We start from the raw sequence: 21,571 nt of genomic DNA on the forward strand, positions 1-21,571 counted from the left end.
CGCCTGCTGAGGCATCAGGCAGCCAGTCAGCCTGAAGAGCTCAGGCGTTTTGCTCTGCTTTACAGCGGGCATTGGGTGAATCATGAGGCGGCCCCCCATTGATTGAGCGTGCGCTCCAGCAGCTCCAGGAGATGTGGCAATACAGCGTGGCCGCACTCTTCTTCGAATTGCGGCAGGGTTTCTCTTACCCAGGTTTCCAGTGCCGCCAGATTGCTCGATTCAGTTCCCCGACCAATTAGAAATACGAGTGCATCGCCCTCGGGGATTTGCAGGGCTGCCTGCATCGCACTGGCCAGTCGGCGGCAGGTGTTGCGCGAGAACTCATGCATGGCTGTGCTCCTCGTCTGATGGCAGGGGAGTGTTCAGTGTCTGAATCAGCAGGCGTTCCATTGCTGACCCATCGCGCCTGGTCAGGTTAGGGACGTAGCGGGAATAGACCCGAAAAAGCATTTCAGTGGTGGTGTGGCCCATTTGTCTGGCAATCCATTCCGGAGCCTCACCGGCGGCCAACCACAGCGTGGCCGCTGTATGCCGCGTCTGATAGGGCCTGCGTTTGCGTAGCCCCAGATGCCGGAGCAGTGGATACCAAATTCGCTGGGTGACGTTGCGGTGCACGAGCGGTGTGCCGTTGCGACTGCAGAAAACATACTCACAATCGCCGGTGGCCTGCTTCTGCGCCTGCAAAGCTTCAAATACTGGTCCGGACATATCGATGCTACGGAACGAGCCATCGTTTTTGGTGTAGACCAGCTCCTCCTTCACAAGCGACTGGCGAACCAGGATCTGCCGTCGCTCAAAATCCACGTATTGCCACTGCAGTCCGTCGATCTCGCCGGTACGCATTCCGGTGAAAAACCGCACGGTGTAATAGTTGCGGTAGTCCTCGCGTACCGTTTGAAGGATCAGGCGCACCTCTTCCACTGTAAACGGTTCTACATCGGTTCTTGGCACCTTGAGAGACTTGATGCCCTGATAGGGTGAGGTAAACTCATGACGGTCGGCTGCTTCGTTAAGGATCATGCGCAAAGGCGTCATGATGTGGTTGATTCGCTCTGCTGACAGAGGTTTGCCTTTACCGTTTCTGACTTTGGCGAGCTGGGAACGGAACGACAAAATATCTGCCTTGGTGATGGAGCCGACCTCCTTTTCACCAAACTCTGGTTTCAAATAGGCGCGCAGGGTGGCTGCCACCGTGTCGATGTGCGAACGTCGCCACTGAGTCTGCATTTCCCCAAACCAGGTATCGGCGAAATCGTTGAATAGCGGCGTTGCGGGTTGTTTTACAACTGTCTTGAGCGCATCGACCTCGCTGAACTTGCGAGCATTGTTACTCCCGGGGAAGTAGCGCGCGTACTCAAACGAGCCAAGGGTGATTTCGGCCTCAATCTTTTTCAGGATTGTCTCAAGCTTGCGGCGGTTGGCAGGAGTGTCATCTAGCGCTGTTTGCTCTCGACAACGTTTGCTCCTATATCGGAAGTCGAAGAACAATTTCCCGGTCTCCGGCCGGGCTACGATCCTACCCATTGCACACCCCTCCGCGTGCCATCGGCACTTTGAGGTTGTTTTCATCCGAATACCCGCCCATGTCACGTTCTATGGCGTCCCAGATGTACAAAATCTTGCGTCCCCCAAAGGGCCGGATGTAGTGAGTGCCTTCAAGCAGGACGCTGTCCTTGAGTCGTTCGCGGATAGTTCGCGAATCGTATTTGATGCGTGCAGCCAACTCGTCAGTAGTAAGGTATAGAGTATTCATAAATTGTCCCTCGGTTTCATATGTAGCAATTTGGCTACATTCGTATATGTATAGCTTCGACTAAAGGTCTATGCAAGCTTTTTTTGCAGCGGATTGCTAACATTTGCAAGACACAGGTAACGGATGTAGCCCATATGCTTCGTTTTAAGATCAAAGAAATGATCGCTCGCAGAGAGTTTGAGGAGGGGCGACGCATTACCATCGCGGAGGTCGCGGAGGGGGCGGGCATCCATCGAGTGACACTGTCGAAAATGATCAATCGGCGCGGATTCAGTACCAGCACAGAGCACATCAACGGGCTGTGTCGATACTTCGACTGTAAGGTTGAGGAGCTGGTTGAATATGTGCCCGATAACCTGGTGCGGGACGTTGATGAGTCGTAATTAATTGCTCAGCTTGCTCTTTTGAAAACAAGCCTCGTCCCTTCGACGGCAAATAGTATCGACGTCGTAGAGGCAAGGTGTATGGAAGAGCCACCCAGACAACCAGAATCGAAGGAAGGACGTCTGTTTGAACAACCGAAAAATCACCCTCAGCCAACTCGAAGGCCACCTCTGGGAATCCGCCAACATCCTGCGCGGCCCGGTGGATGCGGCCGACTTTAAGACCTACATCTTCCCGCTGCTGTTCTTCAAGCGCATCTGCGACGTCTGGGACGAGGAGTACCAGGAGATTGTTGATGAGACCGGCGACGAGCAACTGGCCTGGTTTCCGGAGTCGCACCGCTTCCAGATCCCGGAAGACTGTCACTGGAACGACGTTCGCACCAAGGCCAGCAATGTCGGGACGGCCCTTCAGCGCGCGATGCGCGAGATTGAGAAAGCCAACCCCGACACCCTGTACGGCGTGTTCGGCGATGCCCAGTGGTCGAACAAGGATCGGCTGTCTGATGCCTTGCTCAAGGACCTGATCGAGCACTTCTCCAAGCTGCCGTTTGGCAACAAGAACGTCAACTCGGACCTGCTTGGCGACGCCTACGAATACCTGATCAAGAAGTTCGCCGACGCCACCAACAAGAAGGCCGGCGAGTTCTACACCCCGCGCAGCGTCGTGCGGCTGATGATCGACATGCTCGACCCCCAAGAAGCCGAGACCATCTACGACCCGGCCTGCGGTACCGGCGGCATGTTGCTGGCCGCCGTGCAGCACGTGAAGGAGCAGCATGGCGACGTGAAGCGGCTGTGGGGCAAGCTGTACGGACAAGAGAAGAACCTCACCACCTCATCCATCGCACGGATGAACCTGTTCCTTCACGGCATTGAAGATTTCCAGGTGGTGCGTGGCGACACCCTGCGTAACCCGGCCTTCTTCGAGGGCGACAGGCTCGCCACGTTCGACTGCGTGATCGCCAATCCGCCGTTCTCGCTGGAAAAGTGGGGAGAGGATCTGTGGATGAACGACCCCTTCGGTCGCAACTTTGCCGGCCTGCCGCCCTCATCCAGTGGTGACTTTGCCTGGGTGCAGCACATGGCCAAATCGATGGCTGATGTCACTGGCCGTATGGCTGTGGTGTTGCCCCAGGGGGCTTTATTCCGTAAAGGTGCGGAGGGCAATATCCGTCAGAAACTGCTGGAGATGGATCTGGTAGAGGCTGTGATCGGCCTGGCGCCCAATCTGTTTTATGGCACCGGCCTCGCTGCGTGCATTCTTGTGTTACGTAAACGTAAGCCTGCCAAGAAAAAGAAGAAGGTATTGATCGTTGACGCTTCGCGCCTGTTCCGGAAGGGGCGAGCCCAAAACTATCTGGAGCCTGAGCATGCCGCCGAGATCCTCGGCTGGTATCGCAGCTTTGCCGACGTACAAGACGCAGCCCGCGTGGTCGGCCTCGACGAGATCAAAGCCGAGGACTGGACGCTGAACATTTCGCGCTATGTCCTGCCTTTGCAGGAAGACATCCCACCGCTGCCCGATGCTATCGCGGCATTCAAGGACGCGCTCACCCGCTGCCGTGAAGCCGAAGAGCGGCTCGCGCAGGTCATGACTGAAGGGGGATGGCTGAAATGAGTCACCCAAGCAAACGCATCACCCAACAAGAACTCGAAAGCTATCTGTGGGGCGCCGCCGTATTGCTGCGCGGTCTCATCGACGCGGGTGACTACAAGCAGTTCATCTTCCCGCTGCTGTTCTACAAGCGTATCTCGGACGTATGGGAAGAAGAGTACCAGGTGGCGCTAGCCAACTCAGGCGGCGACCTCTCCTACGCGCAGTTCGCGGAGAACCACCGCTTCCAGATTCCTGAGGGCGCGCACTGGAACGATGTACGCCAAGCACCCAAGAACGTCGGCGCGGCCATTCAGAAGGCCATGCGCGCTATCGAGACCGCCAACCCGGATCTGCTCGACGGCATCTTCGGCGATGCCCCTTGGACCAACCGCGAGCGCCTGCCCGATGAAACGCTGAAGAACCTGATCGAGCACTTCTCGACGCAGACACTCTCGGTGGCCAACGTGCCCGAGGACGAGCTGGGTAACGCCTACGAATACCTGATCAAGAAGTTCGCAGACGATTCCGGCCACACTGCAGCGGAGTTTTACACCAACCGCACCGTCGTCCATCTGATGACACAGCTCCTGGCACCGCAAGCGGGTGAGTCGATTTACGACCCCACCTGCGGCACCGGTGGCATGCTGATTTCAGCGCTGGACGAAGTGAAGCGCTCGGGCGGCGAGTACCGCACACTCAAACTCTACGGGCAAGAGCGCAACCTCATTACCTCATCCATCGCCCGTATGAACCTGTTCCTGCACGGCGTGGAGGACTTCGAAATCATCCGCGGTGACACCCTGGCCGAACCCAAGCACATCGAAGGCGATCGCCTGCGCCAGTTCGACGTGATCCTGGCCAACCCGCCGTACTCCATCAAGCAGTGGAGCCGCGAGGCCTGGAGCAGTGACAAGTGGGGCCGTAACTCCCTGGGTACGCCGCCACAGGGCCGGGCCGACTACGCCTTCCAGCAGCACATCCTGACCAGCCTCACCGCCAAGGGGCGTAGTGCAGTGCTCTGGCCTCACGGCGTACTGTTCCGTAACGAAGAACAGGCCATGCGCGCCAAGATGGTCGAGCAAGACTGGGTAGAGGCAGTCATCGGCCTGGGCCCCAACCTGTTCTACAACTCCCCGATGGAGTCGTGCATCGTCATCTGCAACCGCAAGAAGGCCGCCGCTCGCAAGGGCAAGGTGATCTTCATCGACGCGGTGGCCGAAGTCACCCGGGAAAGGGCGCAGAGCTTTCTCAAGCCTGAGCACCAGCAGCGCATCCTGGCCGCCTACAAGACGTTTACCGATGTGCCCGGTTTCGCCAAGGTCGCCACCCTGGCCGAAATCGGCGCCAATGCGGGCAACCTGTCGATCCCGCTGTACGTGAAGCGCATTGCCGCCGCCATCGCCACCGACAGCAATGGCGACGCAGTATCGCTGCGCTCAGCCTGGGACCAATGGCAAGCCGGTGGCCGTGCGTTTTGGCAACAGATGGATGCGCTGGTCGAGACTCTCGATGGCCTCGTCGCTCAGGAGGTTGCCGATGCGTAGCGCTACCGATCTACTGGATGAACTCAATGCGGTAGACGAGTCCGCCTGCATTGAAGCCAAGCGTGCCAGCGACATTGGCAAGTCGGTGATGGAAACGGTCATCGCCTTTGCCAACGAGCCCGGCTTAGATGGTGGCTACCTGCTACTGGGCGTGGATTGGGCGATCAACAACAAGGGCGATACCGTGTACCGGCCGGTGGGGTTGCCCGATCCGGACAAGGTGCAACGTGATCTTGCCAGCCAGTGTGCCAGCATGCTCAGCGTCGCTCTGCGGCCAGAGATGCAGTTGGAGCAGGTGGGTGGCAAGACGCTGCTTGTGGTGTATGTCCCCGAGGCCGACGTCACCCACAAACCCATCTATAAAAAAGCGACGGGCTTACCGGGCGGTGCTTATCGCCGCATTGGCTCAAGCGACCAGCGCTGCGTCGATGAAGACCTCTGGGTGTTGCGCGGTGAAAGCCAGCCCTTGCATGGCCCTGATTCGAGCATTCTTTCTGATGCCCGTGCCGACGATTTTGACCCGACCGCCATTGCCGCGTATCGGCGTGAGCGTGCCCGCATCAACCCCCAGGCTGAAGAGCTGGACTATGGCGACGAAGACATGCTCGAAGCGCTGGGGGCACTGAGGCGTGTGGATGGTGCTTTGCAGCCAACATTGGCTGGCATCGTTTTGTTCGGTAAACCGCTAGCTTTGCGCAGATTGCTGCCCATGGTGCGTATTGACTACATACGTGTGCCGGGCAACGAATGGGTCGAAGATCCAGAAAATCGCTTCCAATCCATCGATATCCGCAAGCCCCTGATACTGGCATTGCCGCTCGCCGAAGCCAGCATTATTGATGAGTTACCTAAAGGCTTTCGCCTGCCGGAGGGCCAGCTACAGAGCGTGCAAGAGCCCATTCTGCCGCGCAAGGTGATCCGCGAGGCGCTGGCCAATGCCGCTATGCACCGCAACTACACCCTACACAGCCCGACGCAGATCATTCGCTACAGCAACCGCATCGAAATTCGTAACGTCGGCTACTCCCTTAAGGAGCCAGCGCAGCTGGGCTTACCGGGTTCACGCCTGCGCAATCCAGCCATTGCAGCAGTGCTGCATGATCTGCATCTGGCCGAGGCCAAGGGTACAGGGATTCGTGCCATGCGTCGCCTGGCTGCGGATGCAGGCTTGCCCCTGCCAGAGTTCCACTCAGACCGGCAGGCGAATGAATTTAAGCTCACCCTGTTTCTGCACAACCTGCTCACCGAAGAGGACCACACCTGGCTGCGCGATTATGCCGGCAGCACACTTGGCCCCGACGAAGCCAAGGTGCTGATCTATGTGCGGGCAACCGGCGCGGTGGATAATACCGCCTGCCGCGACTTCTGTGGCTCGGATACCCTGGCCGCCAGCATGGTACTGCGCCGGCTGCGCGACCGGGGCCTGCTTGAAAAGCAGGGTGCAGGCAGTCGCACCTATTACACCCTGGCTGGCAACGAGCCTCGACCTGTTCTGGAAGGTGGGCAGTCAGAGCTGCCGTTGGATGTCCCAGCAGACAACCCTCCTGTTGGCCAGCCTCAGCCTGCAGAGGCAGCAGCGGGCCAGCAAGCATGCAACCCTCAGCTTGCAACCTTACTTGCAACCTTGCCGCCTGAGCTTGCAACCTTACTTGCAACCTTGCGGGGGCGGATCAGCGGCGAAGCCTTGCGTGACGGCATCCGCCGCCTTTGCCAGTGGGCGCCCCAGAGCGGTGATCAACTTGCAACCTTGCTTGGCAAAGATCGCGACTACTTGCGCAATAAACACCTGGCACCCATGGTGCGTGATGGCCAATTACGTTTCCGCTACCCGGAAAGCGCCAAGCATCCACACCAGGCGTATGTTGCCCCAGAGGACAAGCGTAATGATTGAAAGGGATTTGAAGCCCGGCTGGCGTCGAGTGAAGTTTGGCGATGTGGTACGGCTGTGCAAGGCGCGTAGCAAAGACCCGCTGGCCGATGGCATTGAACGCTACGTCGGTCTGGAACATCTCGAACCAGGTGACTTGCGCATCCGCAGTTGGGGCAGCGTCGCTGACGGCGTGACCTTCACCAGCGTGTTTCAACCTGGACAGGTGCTGTTCGGCAAGCGACGCGCTTACCAGCGCAAGGTGGCTGTGGCGGATTTCTCCGGTGTGTGTTCCGGCGACATCTATGTGCTGGAGACCAAGGACGCGCAGGTCTTGCTGGCGGAGTTGCTGCCATTCATTTGCCAGACCGACGCCTTCTTCGATCACGCCGTGGGCACGTCGGCGGGATCGCTGAGCCCTCGCACGAACTGGACGAGTTTGGCGGACTTTGAGTTTTCGCTACCGCCAATCGAAGAACAACGTCGGGTATCAGCCCTCCTGGCCGCTGGCCTAGGCGCTGCTGACGAACTCCAAGCTGCTCTATTCGCGCTCCCGATACTTCGACGTTCGATGGAGATGCGTTTGCTCTCAATGGACGGCGTGCCGCGACAAAAAGTGGGGGACGTCGCCAAATTTACGAGCGGCAAAAGTATTCGGGTATCTGACCTCCCAAAGAGTCCATCGGATAGGCATCCCGTTCCAGTATTTGGAGGCAACGGAATTTCGGGGTACACAGACACCGTCATGCCAGGGACATCGGAGCCGACAGTTGTGATTGGGCGTGTTGGGCAATTTTGCGGAGTTACGTCAATGACGGCGGGACCCTGCTGGATAACTGACAACGCGCTCTATCCAGCCAAAGTTAGCCAAGACATTCATCCAGCATTTCTGGCCGTTTGTTTACGCGCCTCAAATTTAAACCGGAACAAGTTGGGTGAGTACCTGCCTCTGATCACCCAAGAAGTCGTGCACAAGATCGAAATTCCAATTCCACCTACGACAGATCAATCTGCTGCAGTTACCGAGTTTGAGCAGATTGAGGCCGCAGAAGTGTCGCTGAAGAGTCGTCTATTTGGAACGCGTTCTCTCGTGATGCATGTGGCCGGCCAGATGCTTGAAGGGGGCGCAAATGGCATTTAACGAGTCCAACACCGTCGAAGCCTACGTCCGCGACCTTCTCGCAGGCCCAATCAAGGCTGTCCCGGCCAACACCGCCCATGAACCTCAAGGCAGCTACGGCCCCAGCCCTAAGGGCATCGGCTGGCGCTACGCCGCCCCGGCTGAGGTGCCGCGCCAGATCCAGGAAGTGCTTGTCGAACCCTGGCTGCGTGAGGCGCTGATCCGCCTGAACCCCGAGATTGCCGCCCAGCCCGACCGCGCCGATGAAGTGCTCTATAAGCTGCGCGCCATCGTGCTGTCGGTGCGTTCGGATGGTCTGATCCGCGCCAACGAGGAAATGACCGCGTGGATGCGTGGTGAGCGCTCGATGCCCTTCGGCCACAACAATGAGCATGTGCCGGTGCGGTTGATCGACTTGGATGACCTGGCGCAGAACCAATACATCGTCACCCAGCAGTTCACCTACCGCGCAGGCCCCACCGAGCGCCGTGCCGATCTGGTGTTGTTGGTCAACGGGCTGCCGCTGGTGCTGATCGAGGCCAAGACGCCAGTCAAGAAGTGCATCAGTTGGGTCGATGGCGCGGTGCAGGTGCACGACGACTACGAGAAGTTCGTACCCGAGCTCTTTGTCTGCAACGTGTTCTCGGTGGCCACCGAGGGTAAGGCTTACCACTACGGGTCCATCGGCCTGCCGGTCAAGGACTGGGGGCCGTGGCATCTGGATGGCAATGGGGAGGATGGTCAGCACCATCCGCTGAAATCGCTCAAACTGTCAGCCGAGAGCATGCTGCGCCCGCACGTGGTGCTGGATATCCTCGGCAGCTTCACCCTGTTCGCCACCAACAAGAAAAAGCAGCGCATCAAGATCATTTGCCGCTACCAGCAGTTTGAAGCGGCCAACAAGATCGTCGAGCGCGTGCTGGCGGGTTACCCCAGGAAAGGGCTGATCTGGCACTTCCAGGGTTCGGGCAAGTCACTGCTGATGGTGTTTGCCGCGCAGAAGCTGCGCATGCACTCAGGATTGAAGAATCCCACCGTGCTGATCGTGGTGGATCGGATCGATCTCGACAGCCAGATCACCGGCACATTCACCGGAGCGGACATTCCAAATCTGGAAAAGGCAGACACGCGCGAGAAGCTCCAGCAACTGCTGGCGCAGGACGTGCGCAAGATCATCATCACCACGATCTTCAAGTTTGGCGAGGCCACAGGCAGTCTGAACGACCGCAGCAACATCATCGCGCTGGTGGACGAAGCCCACCGCACGCAAGAAGGCGACCTCGGTCGCAAGATGCGCGAGGCCCTGCCCAACGCGTTTCTGTTCGGCCTGACCGGCACGCCGATCAACCGCGCCGACCGCAACACCTTCTACGCCTTTGGTGCCGACGAGGACGAAAAAGGCTACATGAGCCGGTACGGCTTCGAGGAGTCGATCCGCGACGGCGCCACGCTGAAGCTGCACTTCGAACCGCGCTTGATCGATCTGCACATCGACAAGGCCGCGCTGGATTCCGCCTACAAAAAGCTGACCGGGGATCTGTCAGATCTCGACAAGGATAACCTCGCCAAGACCGCCGCCAAGATGGCCGTGCTGGTGAAGACGCCTGAGCGTATCCGCAAGGTGTGCGAGGACATCGTCGAGCACTTCCAGACCAAGGTGGAGCCCAATGGCTTCAAGGGCCAGATCGTCACCTTCGACCGGGAGTCCTGCCTGCTGTTCAAGGCCGAGCTGGACAAGCTGCTGCCGCCCGAGGCTACAGACATCGTCATGTCGGTGCAGGCGTCCGACAAGAAGGAGCATCCAGAGTATGCGACCTATGACCGTTCACGCGATGAGGAAGAACGGCTGCTCGATCGCTTCCGCGACCCGGCCGACCCTCTGAAGCTGATCATCGTCACGGCCAAACTGCTGACGGGCTTCGACGCGCCTATCCTGCAGGCCATGTACCTGGACAAGCCGCTGCGCGACCACACGCTGCTGCAGGCCATCTGCCGGGTGAACCGCACCTACTCCGAGCAGAAGACCCACGGCCTGATCGTCGACTACCTCGGCATCTTCGATGATGTGGCAGCAGCGCTGGAATTCGACGACCAGAGCGTCAAGCAGGTGGTCAGCAACATTCAGGAGCTGAAGGACAAGCTGCCCGAAGCCATGCAGAAGTGCCTGGCGTTCTTCGCCGGCTGCGACCGGAGCGTGCAGGGCTATGAGGGCCTGATCGCCGCGCAGCAGTGTCTGCCCAACAATGAGGTGCGGGACAACTTTGCTGCTGAGTACAGCGTGCTCAACAAGATCTGGGAGGCGCTGTCACCGGACACCGTTCTGGGCCCCTTCGAAAAGGACTACAAGTGGTTGTCGCAGGTGTACCAGTCGGTGCAGCCCTCCAGTGGCCACGGCAAGCTGATCTGGCACTCGCTGGGCGCCAAGACCATCGAGCTGATCCACCAGAACGTGCATGTGGACGCCGTGCGGGATGACCTCGACACCCTGGTGCTGGACGCTGATCTGCTGGAGGCCGTGCTGTCGAACCCCGACCCGAAGAAGGCCAAGGAGATCGAGATCAAGCTCAAGCGCCGGCTGCGCGGGCATGGCGGCAACCCCAAGTTCAAGAAGCTGTCGGAGCGGCTTGATGCGCTGAAAGACCGGTTCGAGTCTGGCCAGATCAACAGTGTCGAATTTCTGAAGCAGCTACTGGAAATCGCCAAGGAGACGCTGCAAGCCGAGAAGGAGGTCCCGCCCGAAGAGGACGAGGATCGCGGCAAGGCGGCGCTCACCGAACTATTCAACGAGGTCAAGACGGCCGAGACGCCCATCATGGTCGAACGCGTGGTCGCGGACATCGACGAGATTGTGCGACTGGTCCGTTTCCCGGGCTGGCAAGGCACGCAGGCCGGTGAGCGTGAAGTCAAGAAGGCCCTGCGCAAAGCCCTCTTCAAATACAAGCTGCATGCGGATGAAGAGCTGTTCGAGAAGGCCTACAGCTACATCCGGCAGTATTACTAAAGGGGGCGGGGGATGACCACTCAGACGATAGATAGTGCACCGCATGCAACCTGGTTTGTCGGCGCCAGCTACGGCGGCACCGATGATCAGATGCCGCGATTTCTTGCAGAAGGAATTTGGGAGAACGGCTACGACGACAAGCTCCTCGATGTGGTGCGTTCCATGCGCCCGGGAGAGCGGATCGCCATCAAGTCGTCTTACACGCGAAAGCACGGTCTGCCTTTCGATAGCCGAGGCCGAGCGGTTTCGGTTATGGGCATCAAAGCGGTCGGCACGATCACCGAAAACCTGAACGACGGGAAGCGGGTGAAGGTGGACTGGGCCAAGGTCGAGCCGGTACGGGAGTGGTACTTCTACACTCACCGAGCAACGATCTGGCGTGTGCTGCCCGGCGAATGGATGAACGATGCGCTGATTGCATTTGCGTTTGACGGCAAGCCGCAGGATGTAGATCGCTTTCGCAACGAGCCCTTTTGGCGGGAGCGTTACGGCACGACTTCGCCAGAAAAGCAGCGCTTCGAGTGGACGGACTTCTACGAGGCAGTGGCCGAAAAGCTGCTGGCCCACGCAGACGATCGAACTCCGCTCGTCGAGGGCATCCACGAGATCGCGTCCCGGGTGCCGGGGCTGACATATCTCCAGGATAAGTTTCCCGATGGAACCAGTGGTCCGCTGCGGGACATTTGCCCGTTCACCACGATGGGCACCTTTAACCGATCCATGACCGATGCCAACCGCAAGACCATCGCGGGTGAACTTGCCAAGTTGCTGGGTGTGACGGTGCCGGTCCCGCCTTCATTCGAAGGCATCCCCGTTCTCAACAACCAACGTTCCTGGTTTTTCGCCTATGCCGACAAGCGTGGTGCGGGCGACATCGACGCGCTATGGAAGGTATTCGTTGCCGCGAGCAAGATGGTCGATGGCGACCAGTTGGACACTCGCGATGCCTTCATCCGGGCTTATAACGAGGCAACCCAAGTGTGGGGTGTCGCATGGAACCTTTCGACAGGTCTCTACTGGGCGCATCCGTGGGAATTCCTGACCTTGGATAGCCAGTCGCGCCACTACATCAACAAGCGGCTCGGCCTGAATGTCGCCATCAGTGGTCAGCAAGGCCCATGTGATGGTCGGGCCTATCTGAAGCTGCTGGACGATTTGCGTTCGCGCTTCGGCGAAGACGGCTATCCGGTCCACAGTTTCCCGGACTTGTCGCTTGCGTACTGGATGTACAAAGACCTGGTTGACGAGCCTGTGCCGGCTGGCGATATCGGTACCAATGCCGGAGCAGAACAGGAAACTGAAGGTGAAGTTCGCGAAGCCTTTCAGGTGGCAGCGCCAATCGTTCCCTACTCGGTGGAGGACATCCTCAAGGACGGCTGTTTCCTGGAGCGGGCCGAGATTGACCGCTTGCTCGATCGTCTCCGCACAAAAAAGAACCTCATCCTTCAGGGGCCTCCGGGCACGGGCAAGACCTGGCTAGCCAAACGGCTCGCGTTCGCGCTGATGGGGCAGAAGGACGACAGCAAGGTCCGCGCAGTGCAGTTCCACCCCAACCTGTCCTACGAGGACTTTGTTCGAGGATGGCGCCCCACTGGCGAAGGCAAGTTGTCGCTGGCGGACGGCGTCTTCATGGAAGCCATTAAGGCCGCATCAAAGGACCCTTCGTCGAAGTTTGTCGTGGTGATCGAGGAGATCAACCGTGGAAACCCAGCGCAGATCTTCGGCGAGTTGCTGACGCTGCTTGAGGCCGGCAAGCGGACACCCAACGAAGCGCTGGAACTCTGCTACCCAGATGCAGACGGCAAACGACGTCCCGTCCATATTCCCGAGAATCTCTATGTGGTCGGCACCATGAATATCGCCGACCGATCACTTGCACTGGTCGATCTGGCATTGCGTCGCCGCTTTGCTTTCGTTGGGCTGGAGCCAAGACTGGGCCAGGTTTGGCGGGAGTGGGTGGTCAAGGAGTGTGCTGTCGATCCGGGCTTGGTCGCGGATATTGAACGCCGTATCGCCGATCTGAACGAACAGATCGCGGCGGATGCACGCCTTGGCAAGCAATTCCGGATTGGTCACAGCTATGTGACACCCGCACATCGACTGGAGGCGGGAGACACGAAGAAGTGGTTCCAGCAGGTCGTGGAGACGGAGATCGGCCCGTTGCTGGATGAATACTGGTTCGACGCGCCCGACGAAGCACAAAAGGCGATTGCACGGCTGACGCAGGGCTGGTGATGACCGCCGTCGCAGAACAGGTGGAAAGTGCATCCATGAGCGCTGAGGGGTTCATCGGACGCATTCCGGTGCGCAACCTCTGGCTGCTGATGCTCTACGCCTCTGACCTGTTCCGCACTCGCGGCATCGGCAAGATCGGCTTGGAAGACAGCCCGGACGATCTACCGGATCTAGTTGCGGAGATCCTTGCCCACTCGGTTGAAGTGCGACAGCGTCGCCGCTTGAGTCTTGGATATCGATCTCGTGACGCAGTCATCAATCGCGTGCGTGGCCGGATCGACGTCTTGACCACCGAACGCCATCAGTTAATGGATAGAGGCCTGGTGGCGTGCCGGTTCGACGAACTCATCATCGACACCCCACGCAATCGTTTCGTACGAGCAGCCTTGGAGTCCATCTCCAGGATCGTTCAGAGGAAGGACGTTGCCCATCGGTGCCGCGCACTTGCGGGTGGCATGAAGGCAATGGGTGTATCAGGGGACGCACCGACCCGCGCCCAAATGAGCACCGATCGTTTCGGCCGTAACGATGCGGACGACCGGTTCATGGTGGCAGCCGCAAAGCTGGCGTTCGACCTAGTGCTACCTACGGAGGCGTCGGGTGCGAATGTGCTCTCTCTGCCGGACAGAGAAGCGACGTGGGTACGCCGTTTGTTCGAGCGGGCGGTGGGCGGCTTCTACGAAGTCGTATTGAGTCCGCAGGGCTGGCGGGTGCTATGCGGCGGGACGATGGGCTGGCAGATCGAGCAGAAGACGGCGGGGATCGACAAGATCCTGCCGACGATGCGAACTGATGTCGTGCTCGACCACCCGTCAACCGGGCAGAGGATCGTCATCGATACCAAGTTCACCTCGATTGTGACGAGCGGTTGGTACCGTGAGGAAACCCTACGCAGCGGATACGTGTACCAGATCTACGCCTATCTGCGCTCCCAGGTTGGGTGCGGTGATGCGCTTGCGGATCACGCGAGTGGATTGTTGTTGCATCCCGCGATCGGCCAGATGGTCGACGAGACAGTGCTGATCCAGGGGCACGCCATTCGATTTGCCACTGTGGATTTGACGGCAACTCCTGCGGACATCCGAGCGCAACTACTTCGGTTCTGCGTGCCAGGCCATACAATTCAGAAAGAATCGTGAATTAGCAGACTCAACTTGATGCTTGAGCAGCAGGCCCTAGAAGGGCTTGGGCACAGAGGGCAGTACTCAAAGCTCGACGGCGTCTTGATGGAGCAAAAAATCCCTGGACACATAACGGACACAGAATGGACACAGAGCGATTTTCGAGCAGTTTTTTCGCTCTCAGGGCAGATGTTATTCCAGCAAGCGGCGAGAATCAGTGACAGAAGTAAGCGCAGAGAAAGGAATGCAGCTCAGGAAAACCAAGACCAGTCGCTTGGCTTGGATAAAGTGCTGAATTTACAAGGGAAATGGCGCACCCGACAGGATTCGAACCTGTGACCCCCGCCTTCGGAGGGCGGTACTCTATCCAGCTGAGCTACGGGTGCATATTGGTAAAGCGAGGCCATTCTGACCTTTAGCCGCATCGTGGCACAAGAGGCTGAGTATTGCCTTCGGAGGGCGGTACTCTATCCAGCTGAGCTACGGGTGCGTTGCAGGGTGGCAATAATACGCATTGATGCGGCTGGCGTCCATGCCCTGCGGCAAGCCTTTTGCTCGGGCGCGACGCATTGTCCCGATTGTGCGGCGGCTATTTTAACGGCCGGGGGTTTACCGGTATACTCGCGCACATTGTCCGGGCATGGTACTTGGGCTGAACCTATGGTCATGATGAGGATGTATAAGGTGACGACTTTGAAAAAACTCCTGGCGGCCTCTGCGGCCATGCTTGCTCTGACCGCCGGCAATGCCTTTGCTGCAATGGATGACGAATCTATCGCCGAGCGTATCAAGCCCTACGGTGAAGTGTGTGTTGCTGGTGATGAGTGCGCAGAAGCCGCTGCAGCGGCCGCCCCCGCCCCCGCTGCTGGAGGTGAGGCTGTTGCCGATGCCGGTTCAGCCGGTGGTAGCGAGGGCGAAGCGCTGTTCAAGTCCAAGCCCTGTGGTGCCTGCCACAGCGTAGACAACAAGCTGGTGGGTCCTGCGCTGAAAGAAGTGGGCGCCAAGTACGCCGGTCAGGATGATGCCGTTGCTACCTTGGTGGCCAGCATCACTCAGGGTTCCAGTGGCAAGTGGGGCGCGATTCCCATGCCGCCGAACGCGGTAAGCGAGGAAGAGGCCACGACTCTGGCCGAGTGGATTATCTCGCTCAACTGAGTTGAGTCGTTGCGAAAAGCCACTCCTCGGGGTGGCTTTTTTGTGTCTGTGCGCTCCGTGTTTACCGCCCGAGCAAGCTGCGGATGTCCGAAAGCGCCGTATTGCCTCGCGCTTGTTTCTGTTCTACCGGCACGTCTTCCGTCCCTTCCCACTCCAGGTCTTCGCTGGGCAATTCATCCAGGAAGCGGCTTGGCAGACAATCGATAATCTCGCCGAACTGGCGGCGGCGTGCAGCGAAGCTGAAGGTCAGATTTTTTCGGGCGCGAGTGATGCCGACGTAGGCCAGGCGGCGCTCTTCCTCGACGCTGTCTGCTTCGATGCTGGAGCGATGCGGGAGGATCTCTTCTTCCATGCCCATGATATAGACGTGGGGGTATTCCAGACCCTTTGAGGCGTGCAGCGTCATGAGCTGGACCCGATCGGTGTCTTCTTCCTCTTCATGGCGCTCCAGCATGTCACGTAACACCAGTTTGGCGATGGCATCCTCGAATGTGGTTTCGCCGGTTTCATCGCGCTCGATGGTGCTTTTCAGTGCATCGAGCAGAAACCACACGTTGCCCATGCGCTTGGCGGCAATTTCATCGCTGGAGCAGTTCTGGCGTATCCAGTTCTCATAATCCAGATCGACGATCATGCGGTGCAGGGCCTCGATCGGGTTGCCTTCCATACACTGCTGTCGCACGTTATCCAGCCAGCGGCTGAAGCGCTGGAGTCGCTCGTGATAGCGCGGCTCCATCTGCTCGGCCAAGCCAATCTCGTCACACGCCTTGAACAGGCTGATACCACGGTCGTTGGCGTAGTTACCGAGCTTTTCCAGGGTCGCCGGGCCTATCTCACGGCGGGGTACATTGACTACCCGCAGCAGGGCGTTGTCATCGTCCAGATTCACCAGCAAGCGGAAGTAAGCCATCAGATCCTTTACTTCCTGACGGGCAAAGAAGCTGGTGCCGCCGGACAGGTGATAAGGGATCTGGTGGTGCTGTAGTTTGAGTTCGATCAGTCGTGACTGGTGATTGCCGCGATACAGAATGGCAAATTCCTTCCAGGCGCGTTTGTACTTGAGGTTCTGGGTTTGGATATCGGTGGCGACGCGTTCGGCTTCGGCTTCCTCGTTGCGGCAACGGATGACGCGGATCGGGTCGCCATACCCCAGCTCGCTCCACAACTGCTTCTCGAATACGTGCGGGTTGTTGGCGATCAGTGTGTTGGCCGCGCGCAGGATGCGGCTGGTGGAGCGATAGTTCTGCTCAAGCATGACCACCTTCAAGCCGGGAAAGTCATCCTTGAGCTGGGCCAGGTTTTCAGGGCGCGCGCCACGCCAGGCGTAAATGGACTGGTCGTCGTCACCCACGACAGTGAACCGCGCTTCGCGGCCGACCAGCATCTTCACTAGCAAATATTGCGTAGCGTTGGTGTCCTGATATTCATCGACCAGCATGTAGCGGATGCGGAATTGCCACTTCTCCAGCACGTCGGGGTGGTCACGGAACAGGATCACCGGAATCAGGATCAAGTCATCGAAATCGACCGCGTTGTAGGCTTTCAGCGTACGGTTGTAGTGCATGTAGACGCTGGCTGCGGTTTGTTCCTGCGGGCTCTTGGCCTTGGCCAGGGCTTCCTCCGGGGTGATGAGGTCGTTCTTCCAGGCGGATATCATCGCCTGAATGCCTTCGATTCCATCATCCGCGCCGTAGTCCCGGTGCATCAGGTCGGTAATCAGCGCCTGGGCATCCTGCTGGTCGAAGATGGAAAACCCCGGTTTGTAGCCCAGCCGCTTGTGTTCCGTGCGGATGATATTCAGGCCCAGGTTATGGAAGGTCGACACGGTCAGGCCGCGGGCCTCGCTGCCCTGAATCAGCTGGCCAACACGCTCTTTCATTTCCCGTGCGGCCTTGTTGGTAAAGGTCACGGCGACGATGTTCTTTGCGCGTATGCCGCATTCCTTGACCAGATAGGCAATCTTGCGTGTGATCACACTGGTCTTCCCGCTCCCCGCACCGGCGAGCACCAGCATGGGTCCGCTGATGTAGCGGACGGCTTCGTTTTGACGAGGGTTGAGTGTGGCCACCGGTGGTCTCCTGCAATGGGCGAGCATTCTACCAGCCCACGCGGGACTCGACAGCGCTGTGGCCGCCAGATAGTCTTGCTGGACTCGGTTTCTGATAATGCCGAACGGCCATGATAGGCTTCGGACCGCTCGAAGCTCTTGAATTACATGTAGAAATCCGGGATCCAGGGAGGATCGCTTGCTCGCCGACCGCAGTACCCAGCTAATAGTAGTGCTGGACAAGGACGACGAAGTGTTCGCGCAGCTATGCCGGACGCTATCGGCTACGCATAACTTCGCGTTGCGGCGCTGCAGCAGTTGGCGTCAAGCCTATGCCATGTTCGAGACAGATTCCGTCGCGGCCGTGATGGCGCGCGGTGATCTGCTCGATCCCCCCGATGGATGCACTGTACCGCTCGTCCAGCTAACCGATGCGCAGCACGTTGAGGCGTTGCCTGAAGGCGTGGATGACAGCATCTGGATACAGGTCAGCGCCAGTGAAATGATCCGCTGCCTGGAGTATTCGATCGAACGCCATAGCTTGCAGACTGCGCTTGATCGCGCTGCAAGCTACGACCCGCTTACCGGAAGCTGTAACCGTCAATTGCTCAATGATCGCCTGCGGCAAGGCTTGCACCGCGCCTCACGAAACAAGCAACCGCTTGCCGTATTGGTCATCGATCTCGACAACTTCCGCCACGTCAACGATACGCTGGGCCACTCGGCGGGTGATCGGATCATTCGTGATGTGTCAGAGCGACTGCGTCGTGTCTTGCGCAGCACCGATACCGTAGGGCGTATGGGCAGCGATGAGTTCGGAGTGGTAGTCGAAGACTACAACGATCCGGGCAATTTATTGCTGATTGCCCAGAAGATTACCAATGAGCTGGCCGAGCCGTTCAATATCGACGGCGAAAGCCTGTTGCTGGGCTGCAGCATCGGCATCGCCAGTTACCCGGAATGCGGGGTTACGGTGGACGGTTTGCTGTTGCATGCGCATATGGCCATGCAACAAGCGAAGGGGCAGCGCGGGTGTAACTTTCACTTCTATGACGACCGGGTCAATCTGCATGCGAGCAACTTGATCGAATTTGAGGCTGCCCTGCGTCTGGCCTTGCGCCGCAATCAGTTCGAGCTGCATTACCAGCCGCGGGTGGACCTGCGCAGCGGGCAGATAGTCGGTCTGGAGGGGCTGATACGCTGGCGTCATCCGGAACGTGGATTGCTGGGGCCGAACGAGTTCATTCCCCTAGCCGAAGAGACGGGCCTGATCGTGCCGATGGGCTACTGGGTCATGGCCCGTGCCTGCCACGATCTGAATCAGCTTAGCCGTCGCGGCTTCGCCGATATTCACATTGCGGTGAATGTGTCCTTTCGCCAATTCCAGGACAGCCAGTTGCTGGGCAATGTCCGCAGGGTGCTGAGAACCACGGGTATCGATCCGCACCGTCTCGAATTCGAATTGACTGAAACCGCCATCATGCAGCGTTCCGAGCAGGTACTGGCGGCGATGCAGGGCATTACCGAACTGGGGGTGCGCTTCTCGCTGGATGACTTCGGAACCGGTTACTCCTCCTTCGTGCATCTGCACAGCCTACCCATCAGCCTGCTGAAGATTGATCGCAGTTTCGTCAGGAAAATCAGCGAGATCGAAGGCGACCGAAAGCTGGTGAATGCTGTGGTGGACATGGGCCACAGCCTTGGGCTGGCGGTCGTGGCAGAGGGTGTGGAAGAGCGCAGTCAGCTGGATGCGCTGACCGCGATGGGTTGCGATCAGGTGCAGGGTTACTTCATCAGTCCGGCGTTACCCTTTGAGGAGTTGTGCTATTTCCTGGATGCCTACCGGATGGGCCGCGAAGACGACCTGCTCTGCAGGCTTTGAGCCAGACCCTAACCTGGCCTTCTATCCAGTTGCCGGTATTGCAGAGCCTCCGCCAGATGTGCGCGGCCGATAGCGGCCTGGTTATCCAGATCAGCCAATGTACGCGCTACCTTGAGCGCCCGATGGCTGGCGCGGTGGGATAGACCCAGCTGCTCGATAGCGCGCTCCATCCAGCGCGCATCCTCCTCCTTCAATGGACAATGATCACGCAATCCCGCCAGGTCCAGATGTGCGTTCAGTCTGCCCTGGCGTTGCTGCTGCCGTTGACGCGCAGCGGCTACCTGAGCTGTGGCTTCAGCGCTGTTGGGTTTGCCGGGCTCTTTGTTGGCAAGGCTGAAGGCTTCATTGTGCATGCCGACGTGCAGGTCGATCCGGTCCAGCAGCGGGCCGGACAGTTTGCCGCGGTAGCGTTCCACTTGTTCTGCAGAGCAGCGACAGCGCCCGGATGGATCGCCCTGATAGCCGCAGGGGCATGGGTTCATCGCGGCAATCAGTTGGAAGCGCGCGGGGAAACTCAGTTGTTCGCGGGCGCGAGCAATGTGTATCTCGCCGGACTCCATTGGCTCACGCAGCATCTCGAGTACCTTGCGATCAAACTCGGGTAAATCACTACCCAAACCGATTAGCCAACTTTTTCTGTCAGGAAAATGTTAGTGCCTACTATCTCCAAAGGCACTGATAAAAGCGACTCCAAGTTATTTTCTTGGTCAAATTGGAAAGTTTGGTAGCCTAAAAGCACCAATAGGATCGGAAGATGGACATGTATCAAGTTGCAAAGGTCAGGGTGCCGTATGGCGCCTCTACATTACAGGTATGGGCTATTTTTGACAGGGAGACGAAGCAGATCTCCTTGGAACCTACCACATTTTTGGTTAGTCGAATCATATACAACGGGCTGCAAAATGAAACAGCTCGGGGGAACGCATATTTGCTCACAAGCTTTCTAAACACATTAAAGAAGAATAGCAAACGTTGGGACAAGATCACCGATTCAGAAATGCGGAAGTATCTTGAAGGCGTGCTCTTCAAACACAGAAACTTGACAGCACAGTCGATACACAACCACATATCCGTTCTGAAAACATTTTATTCATGGGCCCACGCCAGACACCTTTGCGAAAATGCAGACGTTTTTAGCTTCAATATGTCAAATGAGATTCTTGAAGAGCTCGAATTAGCTAACGCAGATAAAAACAGCAAGACACCGAACAATCTCTCTACAAAGTGGATCTCGAAACCCGAATTCGACAACCTTTTGAATCATAACCCAGCACGCAACCTATTTGAAATTCAACGCAACGAAATAATCCTTTTACTGGGCTATCTCTGCGGATGTAGAGCCCAGGAGGTAACCTCCAAACATAACTTCAAAATTAAAGACATAAATCTAGCAATAAAGCGCGCTGACTTTAAAAATTCACTCAATGAGGGTTTCGAGTTAAAAATAATTGGGAAAGGGAGCAGCGGAGGCAAAGTGAGGACCATCTGGGTGCCTGATGAATTGTCTCAAAAAATACAGCTCTTTCTAAAGAATCCAAAACTTAGCTCGTCAAGACACTTGATATGCAGCAAGCAAGGAAACCCGTTAAACAAGCAATTTGCGTCCACTCTCTTCAGTAATTTTAAGCGCAATCTCGTTATCAATGGAGACTCTACTGAGAAATGGCGAAATTCAAATAGGTCCTTTCATGCCTTGCGCCATTCATATGCTACCAACTTCGTCATAGACAAGGGTGAAGATGAAGCAGCAAAGGAACTACTTAGAACACGAATGGGACACGAAAACTTCGAAACAACGCGGATTTACATAACGTTCGCAGCAATAATCCAACAAAAAACCAAGATGCAAGAGACAGATTAAAT

The 21,571-nt window shown here is 57.8% G+C and carries 16 protein-coding genes, 1 tRNA gene and 1 pseudogene; 12 read left to right on the top strand and 6 right to left on the bottom strand.

The annotated features are described in order from the left end of the window. Positions 1-80 precede the first annotated feature (80 nt). The 3 genes from HG264_RS14100 to HG264_RS14110 are packed head-to-tail and all read right to left on the bottom strand — an operon-like array spanning position 81 to position 1,753. A complete protein-coding gene (locus tag HG264_RS14100) occupies positions 81-329 on the bottom strand; it encodes a hypothetical protein (protein ID WP_169408257.1) in 249 nt (82 codons plus the stop codon). Continuing rightward, a complete protein-coding gene (locus HG264_RS14105) occupies positions 322-1,524 on the bottom strand; it encodes an Arm DNA-binding domain-containing protein (RefSeq protein ID WP_169409149.1) in 1,203 nt (400 codons plus the stop codon). The genes HG264_RS14100 and HG264_RS14105 overlap by 8 nt, the downstream gene beginning before the upstream one ends. Beyond that, on the bottom strand, positions 1,517-1,753 hold the full coding sequence (locus HG264_RS14110; RefSeq protein WP_169408258.1) for a hypothetical protein: 237 nt from the start codon (positions 1,751-1,753) through the stop codon (positions 1,517-1,519). The genes HG264_RS14105 and HG264_RS14110 overlap by 8 nt, the downstream gene beginning before the upstream one ends. Positions 1,754-1,887: 134 nt before the next feature. Between HG264_RS14110 and HG264_RS14115 the strand changes: the two genes are divergently transcribed. The 9 genes from HG264_RS14115 to HG264_RS14155 all read left to right on the top strand — a co-directional run bounded on the left by HG264_RS14115 (position 1,888) and on the right by HG264_RS14155 (position 14,963). Then, positions 1,888-2,136, top strand: coding sequence for a helix-turn-helix transcriptional regulator (locus HG264_RS14115; protein ID WP_169408259.1), 249 nt, complete (start codon positions 1,888-1,890; stop codon positions 2,134-2,136). Between the two features lie 127 nt (positions 2,137-2,263). Further along, a complete protein-coding gene (locus tag HG264_RS14120) occupies positions 2,264-3,757 on the top strand; it encodes a class I SAM-dependent DNA methyltransferase (protein WP_169408260.1) in 1,494 nt (497 codons plus the stop codon). Next, positions 3,754-5,280, top strand: coding sequence for a class I SAM-dependent DNA methyltransferase (locus tag HG264_RS14125; RefSeq protein ID WP_169408261.1), 1,527 nt, complete (start codon positions 3,754-3,756; stop codon positions 5,278-5,280). The genes HG264_RS14120 and HG264_RS14125 overlap by 4 nt, the downstream gene beginning before the upstream one ends. Continuing rightward, complete coding sequence (locus HG264_RS14130; RefSeq protein WP_169408262.1) at positions 5,273-7,171, top strand: ATP-binding protein; 1,899 nt, start codon at positions 5,273-5,275, stop codon at positions 7,169-7,171. The genes HG264_RS14125 and HG264_RS14130 overlap by 8 nt, the downstream gene beginning before the upstream one ends. Then, the gene (locus HG264_RS18450) at positions 7,164-8,288 is read left to right on the top strand and encodes a hypothetical protein (RefSeq protein ID WP_178102818.1); all 1,125 of its coding nucleotides are present in this window, start codon (positions 7,164-7,166) and stop codon (positions 8,286-8,288) included. The genes HG264_RS14130 and HG264_RS18450 overlap by 8 nt, the downstream gene beginning before the upstream one ends. Further along, positions 8,278-11,268 carry a type I restriction endonuclease subunit R gene (locus HG264_RS14140; RefSeq protein ID WP_169408263.1) on the top strand — a complete coding sequence of 997 codons (2,991 nt, stop codon included), beginning with the start codon at positions 8,278-8,280 and terminating at the stop codon, positions 11,266-11,268. The genes HG264_RS18450 and HG264_RS14140 overlap by 11 nt, the downstream gene beginning before the upstream one ends. A gap of 12 nt (positions 11,269-11,280) precedes the next feature. After that, a complete protein-coding gene (locus tag HG264_RS14145; RefSeq protein WP_169408264.1) occupies positions 11,281-13,503 on the top strand; it encodes an McrB family protein in 2,223 nt (740 codons plus the stop codon). Then, positions 13,503-14,642, top strand: coding sequence for a 5-methylcytosine-specific restriction endonuclease system specificity protein McrC (gene mcrC / locus HG264_RS14150; RefSeq protein ID WP_169408265.1), 1,140 nt, complete (start codon positions 13,503-13,505; stop codon positions 14,640-14,642). Before HG264_RS14145 ends, mcrC begins: the two co-directional genes overlap by 1 nt. Before the next feature lie 18 nt (positions 14,643-14,660). Further along, entirely contained in the window at positions 14,661-14,963 is a 303-nt protein-coding gene (locus tag HG264_RS14155) for a hypothetical protein (RefSeq protein WP_169408266.1), read from the top strand. Here HG264_RS14155 and HG264_RS14160 read toward each other — a convergent pair. After that, a tRNA-Arg gene (locus HG264_RS14160) sits at positions 14,934-15,010 on the bottom strand. The genes HG264_RS14155 and HG264_RS14160 overlap by 30 nt on opposite strands. Before the next feature lie 418 nt (positions 15,011-15,428). Between HG264_RS14160 and HG264_RS18645 the strand changes: the two genes are divergently transcribed. Further along, positions 15,429-15,779, top strand: coding sequence for a c-type cytochrome (locus HG264_RS18645; RefSeq protein ID WP_372240243.1), 351 nt, complete (start codon positions 15,429-15,431; stop codon positions 15,777-15,779). A 61-nt stretch (positions 15,780-15,840) separates the two neighbouring features. Here the strand turns inward: HG264_RS18645 and rep are convergent, their stop codons facing one another. Continuing rightward, complete coding sequence (gene rep, locus HG264_RS14170) at positions 15,841-17,847, bottom strand: DNA helicase Rep (RefSeq protein WP_169408267.1); 2,007 nt, start codon at positions 17,845-17,847, stop codon at positions 15,841-15,843. 178 nt (positions 17,848-18,025) lie between these two features. Between rep and HG264_RS14175 the strand changes: the two genes are divergently transcribed. Next, positions 18,026-19,708: a bifunctional diguanylate cyclase/phosphodiesterase gene (locus HG264_RS14175; protein ID WP_169408268.1), complete on the top strand. Its 1,683-nt coding sequence runs from the start codon at positions 18,026-18,028 to the stop codon at positions 19,706-19,708. 8 nt (positions 19,709-19,716) lie between these two features. Here HG264_RS14175 and HG264_RS14180 read toward each other — a convergent pair. Continuing rightward, positions 19,717-20,316 (bottom strand): annotated as a pseudogene (locus tag HG264_RS14180) (ATP-binding protein); the annotation flags it as partial. Between the two features lie 146 nt (positions 20,317-20,462). Here HG264_RS14180 and HG264_RS14185 point away from each other — a divergent pair. Then, positions 20,463-21,569 carry a site-specific integrase gene (locus HG264_RS14185; protein WP_169408269.1) on the top strand — a complete coding sequence of 369 codons (1,107 nt, stop codon included), beginning with the start codon at positions 20,463-20,465 and terminating at the stop codon, positions 21,567-21,569. The last annotated feature ends 2 nt before the right edge of the window (positions 21,570-21,571 follow it).

This window comes from Pseudomonas sp. gcc21 (genome assembly GCF_012844345.1).
Lineage (GTDB): Bacteria > Pseudomonadota > Gammaproteobacteria > Pseudomonadales > Pseudomonadaceae > Halopseudomonas.

Excerpts from the sequence above, each read along its gene's own strand:
- HG264_RS14100 (WP_169408257.1), bottom strand. The coding sequence starts at position 329 with ATGCATGAGTTCTCGCGCAACACCTGCCGCCGACTGGCCAGTGCGATG.
- HG264_RS14105 (WP_169409149.1), bottom strand. The coding sequence starts at position 1,524 with ATGGGTAGGATCGTAGCCCGGCCGGAGACCGGGAAATTGTTCTTCGAC.
- HG264_RS14110 (WP_169408258.1), bottom strand. The coding sequence starts at position 1,753 with ATGAATACTCTATACCTTACTACTGACGAGTTGGCTGCACGCATCAAA.
- HG264_RS14115 (WP_169408259.1), top strand. The coding sequence starts at position 1,888 with ATGCTTCGTTTTAAGATCAAAGAAATGATCGCTCGCAGAGAGTTTGAG.
- HG264_RS14125 (WP_169408261.1), top strand. The coding sequence starts at position 3,754 with ATGAGTCACCCAAGCAAACGCATCACCCAACAAGAACTCGAAAGCTAT.
- HG264_RS14130 (WP_169408262.1), top strand. The coding sequence starts at position 5,273 with ATGCGTAGCGCTACCGATCTACTGGATGAACTCAATGCGGTAGACGAG.
- HG264_RS18450 (WP_178102818.1), top strand. The coding sequence starts at position 7,164 with ATGATTGAAAGGGATTTGAAGCCCGGCTGGCGTCGAGTGAAGTTTGGC.
- HG264_RS14140 (WP_169408263.1), top strand. The coding sequence starts at position 8,278 with ATGGCATTTAACGAGTCCAACACCGTCGAAGCCTACGTCCGCGACCTT.
- HG264_RS14145 (WP_169408264.1), top strand. The coding sequence starts at position 11,281 with ATGACCACTCAGACGATAGATAGTGCACCGCATGCAACCTGGTTTGTC.
- mcrC (WP_169408265.1), top strand. The coding sequence starts at position 13,503 with ATGACCGCCGTCGCAGAACAGGTGGAAAGTGCATCCATGAGCGCTGAG.
- HG264_RS14155 (WP_169408266.1), top strand. The coding sequence starts at position 14,661 with ATGCTTGAGCAGCAGGCCCTAGAAGGGCTTGGGCACAGAGGGCAGTAC.
- HG264_RS14185 (WP_169408269.1), top strand. The coding sequence starts at position 20,463 with ATGGACATGTATCAAGTTGCAAAGGTCAGGGTGCCGTATGGCGCCTCT.